Source organism: Bradyrhizobium glycinis (assembly GCF_016031655.1).
Taxonomy (GTDB): Bacteria; Pseudomonadota; Alphaproteobacteria; order Rhizobiales; family Xanthobacteraceae; genus Bradyrhizobium; species Bradyrhizobium glycinis.
Map to the genome: position 1 here is coordinate 37,501 of NZ_JACCHQ010000012.1, position 14,987 is coordinate 52,487.

The 14,987-nt window shown below is 64.6% G+C and carries 15 protein-coding genes; 6 read left to right on the forward strand and 9 right to left on the reverse strand.

The genetic code is table 11. The features are described from left to right. The first annotated feature begins 145 nt into the window (after window positions 1-145). Window positions 146-742, forward strand: a complete 597-nt coding sequence (locus HZZ16_RS18530) for a hypothetical protein (protein ID WP_197950280.1) — start codon at window positions 146-148, stop codon at window positions 740-742. A 280-nt stretch (window positions 743-1,022) separates the two neighbouring features. On the opposite strand, the gene HZZ16_RS18535 is transcribed toward HZZ16_RS18530, so the two are convergent. From HZZ16_RS18535 to HZZ16_RS18555, 5 genes are all read right to left on the reverse strand, one after another. Then, window positions 1,023-2,111 carry a TRAP transporter substrate-binding protein gene (locus HZZ16_RS18535; RefSeq protein ID WP_197950283.1) on the reverse strand — a complete coding sequence of 363 codons (1,089 nt, stop codon included), beginning with the start codon at window positions 2,109-2,111 and terminating at the stop codon, window positions 1,023-1,025. Between the two features lie 181 nt (window positions 2,112-2,292). Continuing rightward, complete coding sequence (locus tag HZZ16_RS18540) at window positions 2,293-3,606, reverse strand: NAD(P)H-dependent oxidoreductase (RefSeq protein WP_197950285.1); 1,314 nt, start codon at window positions 3,604-3,606, stop codon at window positions 2,293-2,295. Window positions 3,607-3,762: 156 nt separating this feature from the next. After that, a complete protein-coding gene (locus tag HZZ16_RS18545; RefSeq protein WP_197950288.1) occupies window positions 3,763-4,563 on the reverse strand; it encodes a phytanoyl-CoA dioxygenase family protein in 801 nt (266 codons plus the stop codon). A 142-nt stretch (window positions 4,564-4,705) separates the two neighbouring features. Beyond that, window positions 4,706-5,380 (reverse strand): GntR family transcriptional regulator, encoded by a 675-nt coding sequence (locus HZZ16_RS18550; RefSeq protein ID WP_197950290.1) that lies wholly within the window; start codon window positions 5,378-5,380, stop codon window positions 4,706-4,708. A 146-nt stretch (window positions 5,381-5,526) separates the two neighbouring features. Further along, the gene (locus HZZ16_RS18555) at window positions 5,527-6,423 is read right to left on the reverse strand and encodes a sigma-70 family RNA polymerase sigma factor (RefSeq protein ID WP_197950293.1); all 897 of its coding nucleotides are present in this window, start codon (window positions 6,421-6,423) and stop codon (window positions 5,527-5,529) included. Window positions 6,424-6,523: 100 nt separating this feature from the next. On the opposite strand from HZZ16_RS18555, the gene HZZ16_RS18560 reads away from it, so the two are divergent. Then, window positions 6,524-6,979 carry a carboxymuconolactone decarboxylase family protein gene (locus tag HZZ16_RS18560; protein WP_197950609.1) on the forward strand — a complete coding sequence of 152 codons (456 nt, stop codon included), beginning with the start codon at window positions 6,524-6,526 and terminating at the stop codon, window positions 6,977-6,979. A 1-nt stretch (window position 6,980) separates the two neighbouring features. On the opposite strand, the gene HZZ16_RS18565 is transcribed toward HZZ16_RS18560, so the two are convergent. Continuing rightward, entirely contained in the window at window positions 6,981-7,793 is an 813-nt protein-coding gene (locus HZZ16_RS18565; protein WP_197950296.1) for an alpha/beta fold hydrolase, read from the reverse strand. A gap of 2 nt (window positions 7,794-7,795) precedes the next feature. Continuing rightward, complete coding sequence (locus HZZ16_RS18570; RefSeq protein ID WP_197950299.1) at window positions 7,796-8,614, reverse strand: alpha/beta fold hydrolase; 819 nt, start codon at window positions 8,612-8,614, stop codon at window positions 7,796-7,798. Between the two features lie 135 nt (window positions 8,615-8,749). Here HZZ16_RS18570 and HZZ16_RS18575 point away from each other — a divergent pair, with 135 nt between their 5' ends. Beyond that, on the forward strand, window positions 8,750-9,292 hold the full coding sequence (locus HZZ16_RS18575) for a methylated-DNA--[protein]-cysteine S-methyltransferase (protein WP_197950301.1): 543 nt from the start codon (window positions 8,750-8,752) through the stop codon (window positions 9,290-9,292). A 168-nt stretch (window positions 9,293-9,460) separates the two neighbouring features. Here the strand turns inward: HZZ16_RS18575 and HZZ16_RS18580 are convergent, their stop codons facing one another. Both HZZ16_RS18580 and HZZ16_RS18585 read right to left on the reverse strand, forming a co-directional pair. Further along, complete coding sequence (locus tag HZZ16_RS18580; RefSeq protein WP_197950303.1) at window positions 9,461-11,005, reverse strand: acyl-CoA synthetase; 1,545 nt, start codon at window positions 11,003-11,005, stop codon at window positions 9,461-9,463. 190 nt (window positions 11,006-11,195) lie between these two features. After that, entirely contained in the window at window positions 11,196-12,368 is a 1,173-nt protein-coding gene (locus tag HZZ16_RS18585; protein WP_197950306.1) for an acetyl-CoA C-acetyltransferase, read from the reverse strand. Between the two features lie 207 nt (window positions 12,369-12,575). Between HZZ16_RS18585 and HZZ16_RS18590 the strand changes: the two genes are divergently transcribed. The 3 genes from HZZ16_RS18590 to HZZ16_RS18600 all read left to right on the forward strand — a co-directional run bounded on the left by HZZ16_RS18590 (window position 12,576) and on the right by HZZ16_RS18600 (window position 14,980). Next, complete coding sequence (locus HZZ16_RS18590) at window positions 12,576-13,178, forward strand: TetR family transcriptional regulator (RefSeq protein ID WP_246510202.1); 603 nt, start codon at window positions 12,576-12,578, stop codon at window positions 13,176-13,178. 55 nt (window positions 13,179-13,233) lie between these two features. After that, on the forward strand, window positions 13,234-13,992 hold the full coding sequence (locus tag HZZ16_RS18595) for an SDR family NAD(P)-dependent oxidoreductase (protein ID WP_197950312.1): 759 nt from the start codon (window positions 13,234-13,236) through the stop codon (window positions 13,990-13,992). Window positions 13,993-14,173: 181 nt separating this feature from the next. Then, the gene (locus HZZ16_RS18600; protein WP_197950314.1) at window positions 14,174-14,980 is read left to right on the forward strand and encodes an enoyl-CoA hydratase/isomerase family protein; all 807 of its coding nucleotides are present in this window, start codon (window positions 14,174-14,176) and stop codon (window positions 14,978-14,980) included. Window positions 14,981-14,987 lie beyond the last annotated feature (7 nt).

Sequence of the window (14,987 nt, forward strand, 5' to 3'; positions counted from 1 at the left end):
CTGCCATCAGGCTCCCACCGAGTCGTGATCATTCAGCCATGATCTGCCGCTAGCACGGAGGCGCGCAAGTTCATACGAAGTTCATTTCGCGGCCCCTAGCTTTCCCGCCGGCAAAACCAACCATCCGCTTCAGGAGGAGACTTCCATGCCAGCATTGCTTCGTTCCGCCTTCACCGCGCTCGGCGTCGCGTGCCTCGTGTCTGCAGCATCGATCGCCTCCTCCGGCACTGCGTTCGCACAAGCCAAGCAGCAGCCCGCGCCCGCTCAGCAAGCCGCGCCCGCGCAGCAGGAGGCGCCCGCGTTGAAGCAGATCGCGCTGACCGACAAGCAGCTCGACGGCGTGCTTGCCGCGCAGAAGGATATGGATGCGATCATCGAAAAGCTTCCCGAAAACACCGCGCCCGATCAGAAGGTGATCGCGCAGCTCGAAGAGGTCGCCAAGAAGCACGGCTTTGCCAGCTACGACGACTACAACAACGTCGTCGATAACATCAGCCTCGTCATCGGCGGCTTCGATCCCGCCACCAAGAAATATGTCGGTCCCGAAGCAGTGATCAAGGCGCAGATCGCGCAGATCCAGGCCGACAAGAAGATGCCGGCCAAGGACAAGAAAGAAGCCCTCGACGAGCTCAACCAGGCGCTCAAGACGCCGGTGCCGCCGGTCGAGAACAAAGGCAACATCGATCTCGTCGCCAAGTACTACGACAAGCTAGTTGCCGCGCTCGGCGACGATGAGAATTGAGGATGTTGCAGCTTCGCAAAGCGCGATGCTTGGCGCGGCCTGAGGATGCCGCACCGCATGCCACAACCCCCGCTGTCATGCTCCGCGAAAGCGAGGCATCCAGTGCGCCGCGGCGGATGCGCTGAGAGCGAGCTCTTTCATGACCGCCTCTGGAATACTGGATCGCCCGGTCGAAGCCTGGCGATGACACTTTCGGGACGGCCCGTTCATCGCCAAACAAAAAGCCCCGGAGATATCTCCGGGGCTTTCGTCGTTTCGCCGCGCGCAGCACGCGATGCGCTTACGTCCGCGTCCGCATCCGCATCATGAAGGTATCGAAGCTGAGCTCGGCCACCTGATTCCAGGCGAGTGACTCGCTGCGGAAGGCGGTGAGGCTCGCATACATCTTGCCGAAATGCGGGTTGTTCTTGGCGAGATCGGCGTAGATCTCGTTGGCTGCGCCGTAGCAGGCCTCGAGCACCTCCTGCGGGAACGGCTTCAGGACCGCGCCCACGGACAGCAAGCGCTTCAGGGCGGGCGGATTGACCGAGTCGTACTTGCCCGTCACCCAGGTGAAGGTGTCCAGCGACGCCGTGCTGATCGCGGCCTGATAATGCTTCGGCAGCGCGTTCCACTTTTCGAGGTTCATGATGTTGTGGCCCTGGCCGGTGCCTTCCCACCAGCCGGGATAGTAATAGAACTTCGCCACCTTTACGAAGCCGAGCTTCTCGTCGTCATACGGTCCGACCCACTCGGCCGCGTCGATCGTGCCCTTCTCCAGCGCCGGATAGATGTCGCCGGCCGCGATCTGCTGCGGCACGCCACCGAGCTTGGCGACGATCGTGCCGGCGAAGCCGCCGACGCGGAACTTCAAACCCTTGAGATCGTCGACGGTCTTGATCTCCTTGCGGAACCAGCCGCCCATTTGAGCTCCGGTGGAGCCGGTCGGCACGCCGATCGCGTTGTGCTCCTTCAAGAGATCATTGAGCATGTCCTGACCGCCGGCCCACAACAGCCAGGAGATGTGCTGACGCGTGTTGAGGCCGAACGGCAGCGACGTGCCGAAGGTGAACGCCGGGTTCTTGCCCCAATAATAATAGAGCGCCGTGTTGCCCATCTCGACAGTGCCGTTCGAGACGGCGTCGAGCACCTGCAGGCCCGGCACGATTTCACCGGCCGCAAACGGTTGAATCTGGAAGCGGTTGTCGGTGATCTCCGCGACGCGCTTGCAGAAATATTCGCAGCCGCCGTAGAGCGTATCGAGTGACTTCGGCCAGCTCGCCGCCAGCCTCCATTTCACCTCGGGCATCGATTGCGCGATCGCCGGCGCAGCGACTGCACTTGCGGCAAGGCCCAGCCCGCCTGCCGTCAGGAATTTACGACGTTCCATGCATTTCCCTCCTGTGATGTCGTGTCCTCGACGAGGGATCGCGGTCTTGCTGCCGCTTTCGTCTCCGCCGGTGGCCGACGTTTCTTGGTGTCCGAAATTCAGTATTCCCGGATCGCGGTCAGGATGACCAAAGGGGAACCGCAAATCAAGCGCACTTTGGCTGCGGGGCCGCCTGCGCCGATTAATGCTGCGGTGCGAACGCCGCTTCCATGGCCTTGCGCGCCCTCACCGTTTCGTTGCCCGGGTCGAATTCGACATCGCTCCAGCGTACCAACGTGCCATGGGCGACGTCGTGCTTCAGCTTCAGGCGATGTGCGAGCCCGATAGGCAGGGCGCCGGCCTTGAGGCTCGCGGCCGCCGGTATCAACTTGCCCCATACCGTGTAGCCGCCTTCACCGTCGAGCATCTCCCCGGCGCGCAAGTTACGTTTGGCCACGGCCGCGACGTCGCCCCGGAAGCCGTAAGGCTGCCCGGTGGGCTCGCCCCGCAGCGCGGCCGACAGCACCGAGATGTTCAGCTCGAGCCCGATCAGATGATACGGCTTGTACATGGCGGCGAAGCGTCCGCTGGAATCGGTCTTCAGGCCATATTGCCGGAAGCAGTCGGCGGCATAGTCGTTTGGCGCTTCCAGCACGACATAAACGCCCCAGCGCAGGTCGCGAAACACCGGCCTGCCGTCGCGCTCGAGCGAGGAGACGACTTCGACGACACCGCATCGCTCCAGCACGCCGCCGCGCGAGCGTGGCCGCATGATGTGCGGCAGATCATCGACGCCGCAGGGCGGAAACAGCAAGCCGTCCGCGGGCACGTCGAGGCCGCAAGCATTGGCGATCGCGGCCATCTCGATCGCCGATTTGGTGCCATCGAGAAAGGAGTTGAACATCTGCGGATTCATGCCGGCCGACTGCGCTTCGCCCGCGGTCAGGCCATAATGCTGCCAGACACCGTCGGGCGTCACGTCGTGATAGGCGGGCAGGTACTTTGTGCCCTTGCCGGCGGCAACGACACGAAAGCCGGTGGCGCGGGCCCAATCGACCATCTCCGCCGTCAGCGCCGGCTGGTCGCCATAGGCGAGCGAATAGACCACGCCGGCTTTGCGCGCTTCGTCGGCGAGCAGCGGGCCCGCCAGCACGTCGGCTTCGACATTCACCATCACGATATGCTTGCCCGCCGCGATCGCGGCGCGCGCGTGGCGGATGCCGACGGCGGGATTGCCGGTCGCCTCCACCACCACGTCCATGGCGCCGCCCGCGATGGCGCGCACGCCGTCATCGGCGAACACGGTCGCGGCGATGCGCTCGGCGTCCCAGCCGACGCTGCGGCAGGCCTCGCGCGCGCGGTCGCGGTCGATGTCGACGATGATGGGCACCTCGAGTCCCGGCGTGTGCGGCACCTGTGCGAGGAACATCGAGCCGAACTTGCCGGCGCCGATCAGCGCGACACGAACGGGCTTGCCGGCGGATGCGCGGGCCTGGAGGAGGCGGAAGAGGTTCATGGGAAAGATCCAGGATTGCAGTCGCGATCGGGTGACCACGCGAACTATCAACGTCGTCATTCCGGGGCGCGACGAAGTCGCGAGCCCGGAATCCATACTCCCGATGGTGGTTATGGATTCCGGGCTCGACGCTCCGCGTCGCCCCGGAATGACAGGTTATTCCGCCGCCTGCCGCGGGGCCCGTGCCAGCCGCAGCAGCGCGTCGTCGTCGACCGTCTTGATCGGCGTGAAATCGCGATGCGCGATGTAGTCCGGCCGCGTCGGTGTGCGGATATAGTTCGAGACTGCGTTCAGCGTCAGGTACACGATCTTGCGCGGATAGGGCGTGATGTTGCCGCTGGAGCCATGCACGAGATTGCCGTGGAACATCAGCATGCCGCCCGGCTTGCCGGTGGGCGCAACGATGCCGCCCTGCTTGACGAGGCGCGTCACCGTATCCTCGTCCAGCGTCCACAGCGGATAAGAGGTGGTGGCGAGATCATGCGAAGCCTCGAGATCGCCGGCGTTCTGGCTGCGCGGCACCAGCATCAACGGGCCGTTGATCGGCATCACCTCGTCGAGGAAGATCGCGATGTTCATCGCGCGCGGCTCCGGCATGCCGTCGTCACGCTTCCAGGTGCCGTAATCCTGGTGCCATTGCCAGACGTCGCCGGTGAAGGCCGATTTGGCGTTGATCTTAAACTGGTGCATGTAGACGGGTTCGCCGAACACCTGCTCGACCGGCTCGATCATGCGCGGATGCGCGCCGAGGATCGCGAACGCCTCGTTGTAGAGATGCGCGGCAAAGGCCGTGCGCGGCGCGCCGCTCTTCTCGCGCCAGACCTCCGGCCGGTTGGCGTCGTAGATGGCGACCGCCTCGCGCGCGAGCAGGTCGACCTCCTCTTGGGCGAACAATTCGGGCAGGAACAGCCAGCCCTCACGGTGGAAGAACTCCAATTGCTCCTGGGACAGTTTCATGGGTCGTCCTCCTGCTGTGTTGTTTCTTGTTTTCTCTCTCGTCATGGCCGGGCTTGACCCGGCCATCCACGTCTTTGCTCCACCTCCGGAAGAACGTGGATGCCCGGGACCAGCCCGGGCATGACGGCGTGCGTGTAAATCGCTACGCCGCCTCTTCCGTCGCCCGCAATCTCTCCTCGGTCATCCGTCCCGCCGTCTGTGCGTGCGCGAGCGCTGAGCGTTCGGCCGCCTTCGCGTTGCCGCTGAGAATGTGTCCGGCAATATCAGCATGCTCGGCCCAGGCCTTGGTCCGATAATCGAGCTCGGAGAGCACCGTCGCCATCGAGCGCCGCATATGCGGCCATTGCGGCGCCATGGTCTCCTCGATCACGGGATTGTCGGCGAGCTGATAGATCGCGCGGTGAAAATCGACATCGAGCGCGATGAGCTCGGATAGCGTCGTGTTGCGGTCGCTGCGATGCCCGGCGGCGAGCGCTGCCTCCAGTCGCGCGCGTCCCGCTGCGTCGCTGGCCGCGCGCTGAGAGGCAAGTCCGGCCGCCAGCGCGTCGATGGCGCCGCGCACCTCGTAGAGCTGGCGGATGCGCGCGGGATCGAGCTGTGTCACCTCAAAGCCGCGGCGGCCGCTCTCGGCGACCAGTCCCTGCCGATGCAACAGATGCAGCGCATGCGACACCGGCTGGCGCGACACGCCGAGCCGGTCGGCGAGCTCGTTCTGCCGGATGCGCTGGCCGGGCTGAAGCGTGCGGTCGGAGATCGCCTCCAGGATCCGCGCATAGACCTGGTCGATCAGGTTCGGGAGCGGGTCGAGAGGGATCACGCCGGCAGCTCCAACAGATCGCTATATCGGAATACGGAATTCCGTATTCGAAGTTACGCTCGGCGAGATGGAGCGTCAAGCCGTATCCTCGGGCGATCCGATGGCTTCTTCTCGCTCGGGTAAGCTATTGATTTTGCTAGGCCCGTCTACTGTGCATGGGGTTGTTTTCGCGATTGGTCCGGATCTGGGCTGTCCAGCACCTCCACCTCCATCGCGGCGATCTCTTCCGCATCGGCCACCGCCTCGATCGCCCCGATCCGCTCGCCCACGAACGTCACGCGCAGCGCAATACGCAGCTGTCCGCCGAGGATGACGGCAACACCCATCTCGCCATCGACCAGCGCGGTGCGCGCGGCCCGGGCGCGTCCCTTGTAGAGCTGCGCGACGGCCTCCGCGCCGCGGATCTCCGCCAGCGAGCCGAGCCGTACCGTCGCCTGATCGGCGCGGAATACGACGTCGGGATCCAGCACCGCGAGCAGCCCTTCGAAATTGCCTTCGCGCGACGCTTCGAGAAATGCATCGACGATCCTTCGTTGGTGCGCCAGATCCGTTTCGGGCACCGGCGCGCCCTGCACGCGCCGCCGGGCACGGCTCGCCAGCTGCCGCGAGGCATCGACCGAGCGGCCGACGATCGGCGCGATCTCCTCGAACGGGACGGCGAACATATCGTGCAGCACGAAGGCGAGCCGCTCCGCGGGCTGCAACGTTTCCAGCACGACCAGCAGCGCCGCGCCGACCGAATCGGCCATCTCCGCCTCGCGCTCGCTTGTATCGTCGACCGGCTCGGGTACGTGCGGACCCATCGGATCTTCGCGACGCGACTTGCGGGCGCGCAGCATGTCGAGGCAGATGCGCGCGACGACCGTGGTCAGCCAGCCGCGCAAATTCGCGATGTCCGACAGGTCGTAGCGGCTGACCCGCAGCCAGGCCTCCTGCACGGCATCGTCGACCTCGGCGCGCGAGCCCAGCATGCGGTAGGCGACCGCACGCAAATGGTCCCTGCTCGCCTCGAACTGTTCAGTGAGAAAATTTTCTTCGGTCATCGGTCACATTTCCTCGTCGCGATCCGTCATGCCCATGACGGAGCCAATCCGGCCGATGTGACCGGAACCTTCGAGATTCGACAGATGGAGACGCAACATGATGCACGCCCGCATGAAACACCCTGTCATGGTCTTCCCCGAGGCCATGAATGTCCTTCAGTCCCTCGGCAACCTGACAAAGCAAGGTCTGCCGGAAAAGCTCTTGGAACTGGTGCACCTGCGCGCCAGCCAGATCAATGGCTGCAGCGTCTGCGTCGATATGCACCCGAAGGTCGCCCGCAGGCTGGGCGAGACCGACGAGCGCCTGTTCGCCGTATCCGCCTGGCGTGAGGCGCCCTACTTCACCGACGCCGAGCGCGCCGCGCTGGCCCTGACCGAAGCCGTCACGCGTCTTGCCGATCGCGAGGATCCGGTGCCCGACGCGATCTGGAACGAAGCCGCCAAGCACTTCGATGAGCGCGAGCTCGCCACCCTGATCCTCGCGATCGCGACGATCAACGTGTGGAACCGCCTGAACGCGACGATCAAGATGCCCGTCGGCGTGTGGAAGGTGTGAGCTACTTCGCGAGGAATCTGTTTACCACCTCGCCGAACTCGAGCGGCGCCTGCTCGAACATCCAGTGGGCGGCGTTCGCGATCACCGCCGTCTCGGCGCCAGCGATGTGTGCGGCCAGCACGCGCCACATCACCGACAGGCTGCCGCTGGTGGCGCCGCCGCCGATCAGCAGCGTCGGCGTCCTGATCGCCTGCGCGTCGCTGAGCGTGTAGGGCCGGCGCTGCTCGTTGATCTGGCCGAGGAAGGTGAGCGCGTTGTCGCGCAGTTGTTGCTTCGCCGCGGCCGGCACGCGCCGCCAGGAGCCGTCGCCCTCGATGCCTTCGTAGAAATTCCGCAGCGCGCCCTCGAGATCGCCGGCGCGGATCATCTCGACCGATCGCGCGGTGCGGGCCGCCAGCGGTGGATGCGCGGGCGTGCCTTCGGGCACAGGCAGGGATGCGTCGAGATCGCCGCCGGGCTCGGCCAGCACCAGCTTGCGCAACAGATCAGGTCGCGGCTGCGCCACGCGAAAGGCGATGTGTCCGCCGCGCGAATGGCCCATCAGGTCGACGGGGCCGGGCTTGACCTGCTCGATGAAGGCGATCGTATCGGCAACGTGCTGCGCCATCTTGTAGTCGTCGCCGACGGCGTCCCAATGCTCGGGAAAGAAGTGCCGCAGACTCACCGCGATCACGCGATGATGCTGCGACAGCGGACCGAGCACCGAATACCAGGTGCGGAAATCACCTAACGTGCCGTGCACACAAACCAGCGGCGGGCCCTCACCGACTTCGAGATAGGCCATGTCGTAACCGTTGACGCGGAAGCTTTGCACGGTCAGCTCGCCAGAAAATCCAGCACCACTTCGGAATATTTCTGTGGCGCCTGCTCGAACATTGGATGCGTTGCATTCGGGATGATCGCCGTCTTGGAATCGGGCACATGCGCCGCGAGCGCATGCAGCACTTTCGGCAGCAGGCCCTTGGTCCGCGCGCCCAGGATGAACAGCGTCGGCATCTTGATCGCCTCCGCATCCGCCCTGGAGAACGGCGGGCGGTTGTCGCGAACCTGGCCGATCAGGGTATAGGCGTTGTCGCGCAGGTTCTGCTTGACCATCGCCGGCAGCCGCGGCCAGGTGCCGGGGCCTTCCAGCGTATCGACGAAGACGGCAAGGCCGCCGTCGACATCGCCGGCCGCGATCTTCTCGGCCGAGGCCGTGAAGCGTGCCAGCAGCGGCGAGGGGCCGCCGACGTAATCAGGATCAAGGCTGGCATCGAGCTCGCCCCCAGGCTCGGCCAGGATCAGCCGGCGCAAGAGATCGGGCCGCTGCTGCGCCACGCGGAAGCAGATGTGCCCGCCGCGGGAGTGGCCCATCAGGTCGACTGGCCCGAGATCGAGCTTGTCGATGAAGGCGATGACGTCGCTGACATGCTGCGCGATCGAATAGGTGTCACTGAGGCCGTCCCAGCGCTCCGGGAAGAAGTGCCGCAGGCTGACGGCGATCACCCGGTGCCGCTGCGTCAGCGGCCCCAGCACGCAGCCCCAGACGCGAAAGTCATTCAGCGATCCATGCACGCAGACCAGAGGCGGACGGTTCCTGTCTTCGCCCACGTCGAGATAGGGCATGTCGTAACCGTTGACGTGGAGGCTCTGCATGATGGACTCGCGGGAGAGAATCGGAACGGCTGTGCAAGATTCCCGGAAACCGGGTGGATCGCAACTATTTCCAAGCCTAGATTTGGCGCGAGAAGAAAGTGCGGCCTGCAACGAAAGCAAGCCAGGAACCAAGCCATGACCGACCAGCATTTTGCCCTGTTCGACACCAGGATCGGCCTGTGCGCCATCGCCTGGGGCCCGCGCGGCATCAACGGCACGCAATTGCCGATGGGCGGCGAGCAGAAGATCCGCACCCGCATCAGCCAGCGCCATGCCGACGCGCTCGAGACCGAGCCGACCGCCGAGGTGCGAGAGGCGATCGACCGCATGACAAAGCTGCTCGCGGGCGAGCCGGACGATCTCACCGACATCCCGCTCGACCTCGACGGCGTGCCCGAGTTCAATCGCAGCGTCTACCAGATCGCCCGCACCATTCCGCCCGGCAAGACCATCACCTATGGCGACATCGCAAAACAGCTCGGCGGCGTCCAGCTGTCGCGCGACGTCGGCCAGGCGCTCGGTCGCAATCCGTGCCCGATCGTCGTGCCCTGCCATCGCGTGCTGGCGGCCGGCAACAAGCCCGGCGGCTTCTCGGCCAATGGCGGCGTGGTCACGAAGCTGAAGATGCTCGAGATCGAAGGCGCGCTGGTGAACCACACGCCGAGCTTGTTTGATTGACGCGCCTGCCACCCTGCCCTGGAGGGCGAGGGTCGGCGCGTAGCGCCGGGGTGGGGTGATCTCTCCACGCGGGCAGTGCTTGTGTGGATAGATCACCCCACCCCGCTGCGCACTCCGCTTCGCTTCATGCTCAGCGACCCTCCCCCTCCGGGGGAGGGTAAGAGCGCCCTAAATCTTCGCCGCCGTCTTCGGCCAGTACCGATCGCGCAAATGCCGCTTCACCAGCTTGCCGGTGGGCGTGCGCGGCAGCTCGGCTTCGAAATCGATCGAGCGCGGGCACTTGATGGCGGAGAGGCGGCTCTTGCAAAAGGCGATCAAATCGGCCTCGAGCGCCTTGCCGGCACGGCTCATCGCGTGCGGCTGCACCACCGCCTTGACCTCTTCGCCCATCTCCTCGTTCGGCACGCCGAACACGGCGACGTCGGCGACCTCGGGGTGGGTGATCAGCACGTCCTCCGTCTCCTGCGGATAGATGTTCACCCCGCCGGAGATGATCATGTAGGACTTGCGGTCGGTGAGATAGAGGAAGCCGTCCTTATCGAGATAGCCGACATCGCCGAGCGTCGACCATCCCCTGGCGTTGTAGGCCTTCTTCGTCTTCTCGGGATCATTGTGATAGGTGAAGGCGGGCGCGTCGGCGAAGTAGACGGTGCCGATCTCGCCGACCGGCAGCTCCTCGTCGTTCTCGTCCAGGATCTTGATCTTGCCGACCACGGCACGGCCGACGCTGCCGCGATGCGCCAGCCATTCTTTCGAGTTGCAGACGGTGACGCCGTTGCCTTCCGAGCCGGCATAATACTCGATCAGGATCGGCCCCCACCATTCGATCATCTTCGCCTTGACGTCGACCGGGCAGGGCGCGGCGGCGTGGATCGCGCCCTTCAGGCTGGAAACGTCGTACTTGGCGCGCACCTCGTCCGGCAGCTTTAGCATGCGCACGAACATGGTCGGCACCAGCTGCGATTGCGTCACCTTGTACTTCTCGACCAGCTTCAAGAACTCTTCGGCGTCAAAGTGCTCCATGATGATTGAGGTGCCGCCGAGCACGATCGCCATCATGTTGAAGCGCAGGGGCGCCGCGTGATAGAGCGGCGCCGGTGACAGATAGGTGCTCTCCGCATTCATGCCGCACATGTCGGCGCAGAGCACGCGCAGGAAGGCGTTCGGCACGTCGATCCTGTTGCCTTCAAAAGCCTTCTTGATTCCCTTGGGCCGTCCGGTAGTGCCGGATGAATAGAGCATATCGTAGCCGGCGACCTCGTCGGCAATCGGCGTGGTCGGTTGCGCGGCGGCTTCCTTGTCGTAGGAGCGGAAGCCGGGCCGTGGGTCGTCCATCATGTAGAAGATCGGCTCGCCGGGTGCGCCCTTGATCAGGCCCTTGATCTGGTCGGCGCATTTCGGCGTGGTGATCACGACCTTGGCGCCGCAATCGGCGATGATGTAGTCGATCTCGTCCTGCTTCAGGTAGCGGCTGATCGCGGTGTAATAGAGCCCGCTGCGTTGTGCCGCCCAGCAGAGCTCCATGAAGGCGAGCCGGTTCTCCATCAACAGCGCAATGTGGTCGCCGGCCTTGAGGCCAAGCGAGCGGAACAGCTGCGCGCCCTGGTTCGAGAGTTCGTCGAGCTCGCGATAGGTGATCGCCTTGCCGGTCCCGGCCATCCGGTAGGCGATCTTGTCGGGCGTCGTCTTTGCGTGGATGGAGGGGTGGGTCATAAGCGCAAGTCCCGAGGCAAACGAGATGTCGTCCCCGCGAAGGCGGGGACCCATAACCAAAGGGCGTGGTCGTTGAAACGAGATGGAGCTCCGGCGCAGCATAACCACAGCCTCCTGTGGTTATGGGTCCCGGATCGGCGCGCGCTTGAGGCGCGCTTGTCCGGGACGATACTGTTTGTGTGGCCGCGACTTACAGCCGTTCCACGATCGTCACGTTGGCCATGCCGCCGCCCTCGCACATGGTCTGCAGGCCGTAGCGCTTGCCGCGCTGGTGCAGGGCGTGGATCAGCGTGGTCATCAGCTTGGTGCCGGAGCCGCCGAGCGGATGGCCGAGCGCGATGGCGCCGCCGTTGACATTGAGACGCTCCGGATCGGCGCCGGTGGTCTTCAGCCAGGCGGTCGGCACCGAGGCGAAGGCCTCGTTGACCTCGAACAGGTCGATGTCGTCGATCTTCATGCCGGCCTTCTCCAGCGCGCGCTTGGTGGCGTGCAAGGGTGCATCGAGCATGATCACGGGATCGCCGCCCATCATGGTCATGTGGTGGATGCGGGCGAGCGGCTTGACGCCGAGCTGCTTCAGGCCCTTCTCGTTCACCACCATGACGCCGGAGGCACCGTCGCAGATCTGGCTGGCGCTGGCCGCGGTGAGCTTGCCGTTCTCGGCGATCAACTTGACGCCTTTGATGCCGTCGAGCGTGACATCGAAGCGGATTCCTTCGTCGATGTGGTGGGTGTCCTTCGAGCCGTCGGCGCGGGTGATGTCGAGCGGCACGATCTCCTTCTTGAAGTGACCTCCTTGCGTCGCCGCGATCGCGCGCTGATGGCTCTGGTAAGAATATTCGTCGAGCTCATCCTTGGAGAGACCGTACTTTTCGGCCATCATCTCCGCGCCCGTGAACTGGCTGAATACGATGTTCGGATACTTCTTCTCGATGCCCGGGCTCTTGTAATTGCCAAAGCCGTTCTTGGCCGGCAGCTGCGACGACAGGCCCATCGGCACCCGCGTCATCGACTCCACGCCGGCGGCGATCACGACGTCCATCGCACCCGACATCACCGCCTGCGCGGCGAAGTGCAGCGCCTGCTGCGAGGAGCCGCACTGGCGGTCGATCGAGGTGCCCGGCACGCTTTCCGGCAGCTTCGAGGCCATCACCGCATTGCGCGCGACATTGTTGGACTGCTCGCCGACCTGCATGACGCAGCCCATGATCACGTCCTCGACCTGGGCCGGGTCGACCTTGGTGCGGTCGACCAGCTCGTCCAGCACCTTCGCGGCGAGATCGGCCGGATGCCAGCCGGCGAGGCGGCCCCCCTTGCGCCCGCCGGCGGTACGCGCAGCGGCGACGATGTAAGCCTCGGCCATTTCGGTCTCTCCCATGATTGTTTTGGATTGGGTTGTCGGGGGCGGATTTAAGGGGTGGATCGTCGTTTAGTCAATCGATCAATTAACTCTTGTGATGAGGCGCTGCTTGCGCTTATCTGCGCCCGCTCCAGCGGCCGAACAGGGATCTCCGTGGCTACCAGCGTACCGAACAGGCTCCCCAGCGGGAAAAATTCCACGGCAGAGAAATTGCTGTTGGCCGCGAGCGAGCTGATGATCGAGCGCTCCTCGATCGAGATCTCGCTCTCCGATATTGCGCAAAAGTCGGGCGCCAACGCCGCGCTGGTCAAATATCACTTCGGCAACAAGGACGGCCTGTTGCTGGCGCTGCTCGCCCGGGATGCTGCGACCGAGATGTCCAATCTCGAATATCTGCTGGCGCAGCCGATCACGTCGACGGCGAAGCTGAAGCTGCACATCGCCGGCATCATCCGCGCCTATCACCGGTTCCCCTATATGAACCGGCTGATCCACTATCTCTTGCACGAGACGAGCGCGAGCTCTGCCGACGAAGTCTCGAAATTCTTCGTTGCGCCGCTCTTGGACTTCCATCGCCGGCTGCTGGCTGAAGGCGTCAGCCGCGGCGAATTCCGCCAGACCGATCCGGTGCTGTTCTACACCAGCCTGATCGGCGCCTGCGATCATCTGTTCTTCGGCCGGCACGCGATGTCCCGCGCGACCGGCATCGGCCCGGTCACCGACGATGTCTGCCGGCAATACATCAAGCACATGGAAACGCTGATCTGCGGCGGCATCCTCGCGCAAGCCGAGGAAGCCGCTGCGGCCGGATAGTCCGGCCAACAGTTCACAAGTCTAGAGAAGAAACGCTCAAGGAAAGGTACAAGCGATGCAGTTGAAAGACGTAGCCGTTCTCATCACCGGCGGTGGCTCGGGCCTTGGTGCCGCGACCGCCCGCGCCATGGCCGCCAAGGGCGCCAAGATCGGCGTGATCGATCAGAGCAAGGAAAACGCCGAGAAGGTCGCCGCCGAAGTGAGCGGCGTCGCGCTGCACGCCGACGTCACCAGCGAGGAGCAGATCAAGGCTGCGATTGCCAAAGCGGAAGCCGCACACGGCGTCGCCCGCGTGCTGATGAACTGCGCCGGCATCGGCGGCTCGCAGCGCATCGTCGGCCGCGACGGCGTCTATCCGCTCGAAAAGTTCGCGCGCATCATCAACGTCAATCTGATCGGCACGTTCAACTGCCTGCGTCTGTTCGCCGAGCGCCTCGTCACTGCGGAGCCCATCGGCGAAGAGCGCGGCGTCATCATCAACACCGCCTCGGTTGCAGCTTACGAAGGCCAGATCGGCCAGATCGCCTATTCGGCATCGAAGGGCGGCGTCGTCGGCCTCACGCTTCCCGCTGCGCGCGATCTCGCCAGCCAGAAGATCCGCGTCAACACCATCGCGCCCGGCCTGTTCTTCACGCCGCTCTTGATGGGTCTGAACGAAGAGGCTCGCAAGAGCCTGGGCGCCCAGGTGCCGCATCCCTCGCGGCTCGGTGACGCCGCCGAATACGGCATGCTCGCGGTGCACATCGTCGAGAACCCGATGCTGAACGGCGAGACCATCCGCCTCGACGGTGCCATCCGCATGGCGCCAAGGTAAGACGCTTTTTTCGTTCTCCCCTTGTGGGAGAAGGTGGCGCGAAGCGCCGGATGAGGGGTCTCTATCCGCGGAGACAGACCCCTCACCCAAGTGAGTTCTTGGCTACCGACGTGCATGCCCTCTCCCACAAGGGGAGAGGGCGCAATAACCGCCACTCTAAGAGCGGATGCAGGAGCGCCTCATGTCCCAACCGCTGCTGATCGAGCACAACGACGGCGTCGACCGGGTGACGCTCAACCGTCCCGAGCACCTCAACGCGCTCGATCCTGTGCTGATCGATGCGCTCAACGACTATTTCCAGTGCCGGCAGCGCAATCGCGACACGCGCGTTATCGTGCTTCGCGGCGCCGGCAAGAATTTTTGTGCCGGCCTCGATCTCAAGGCCGCGATGGCGCGCCGGGCCGGACAGCAGGAGCCACCCGGCGTCACGGAGTCCCTGGATTCGCAGCGCCGCATCGCCGACATCGTGATGCTGATGCGGCGCTGTCCGCAGCCGATCCTGGCGCTGGTGCAGGGTGCGGCCGCCGGCGGCGGCTTTGCGCTGGCGCTGGCCTCCGACATCCGCATCGCGACGAGATCGGCGCGGATGAATTGCGCCTTCATCAAGCTCGGGCTCGGCGGCTGCGACATCGGCACCAGCTATTTCCTGCCGCGCCTCGTCGGCGTCTCCGTCGCATCCGAGCTGATCCTCACCGGACGCTTCATCGGCGCCGAGCGCGCGCTTGCGGTCGGTCTCGTCTCGGAGGTCGTGGACGAGGACAAGCTCGATGACGCGGCGGAGCCTTACGTCGAGGCGATGATGACGGCCTCGCCCGTGGGCCTGCGGCTATCGAAGGAATGCCTCAACATGAGCGTCGATGCCGGCTCGCTGGAAGCTGCGATCGCGATGGAGGATCGCAACCAGGTCCTGTGCAGCCGCTCGGAAGAGTTTTCGGAAGGCATCAGGGCCTTCCTTGAGAAGCGAAAGCCTGTCTATATCAGGCGCTGAACCACGA

Coding starts and splice junctions, on each gene's coding strand:
- HZZ16_RS18530 (WP_197950280.1), top strand. CDS start 146: ATGCCAGCATTGCTTCGTTCCGCCTTCACCGCGCTCGGCGTCGCGTGC.
- HZZ16_RS18535 (WP_197950283.1), bottom strand. CDS start 2,111: ATGGAACGTCGTAAATTCCTGACGGCAGGCGGGCTGGGCCTTGCCGCA.
- HZZ16_RS18540 (WP_197950285.1), bottom strand. CDS start 3,606: ATGAACCTCTTCCGCCTCCTCCAGGCCCGCGCATCCGCCGGCAAGCCC.
- HZZ16_RS18545 (WP_197950288.1), bottom strand. CDS start 4,563: ATGAAACTGTCCCAGGAGCAATTGGAGTTCTTCCACCGTGAGGGCTGG.
- HZZ16_RS18555 (WP_197950293.1), bottom strand. CDS start 6,423: ATGACCGAAGAAAATTTTCTCACTGAACAGTTCGAGGCGAGCAGGGAC.
- HZZ16_RS18560 (WP_197950609.1), top strand. CDS start 6,524: ATGCACGCCCGCATGAAACACCCTGTCATGGTCTTCCCCGAGGCCATG.
- HZZ16_RS18570 (WP_197950299.1), bottom strand. CDS start 8,614: ATGCAGAGCCTCCACGTCAACGGTTACGACATGCCCTATCTCGACGTG.
- HZZ16_RS18575 (WP_197950301.1), top strand. CDS start 8,750: ATGACCGACCAGCATTTTGCCCTGTTCGACACCAGGATCGGCCTGTGC.
- HZZ16_RS18580 (WP_197950303.1), bottom strand. CDS start 11,005: ATGACCCACCCCTCCATCCACGCAAAGACGACGCCCGACAAGATCGCC.
- HZZ16_RS18585 (WP_197950306.1), bottom strand. CDS start 12,368: ATGGCCGAGGCTTACATCGTCGCCGCTGCGCGTACCGCCGGCGGGCGC.
- HZZ16_RS18595 (WP_197950312.1), top strand. CDS start 13,234: ATGCAGTTGAAAGACGTAGCCGTTCTCATCACCGGCGGTGGCTCGGGC.
- HZZ16_RS18600 (WP_197950314.1), top strand. CDS start 14,174: ATGTCCCAACCGCTGCTGATCGAGCACAACGACGGCGTCGACCGGGTG.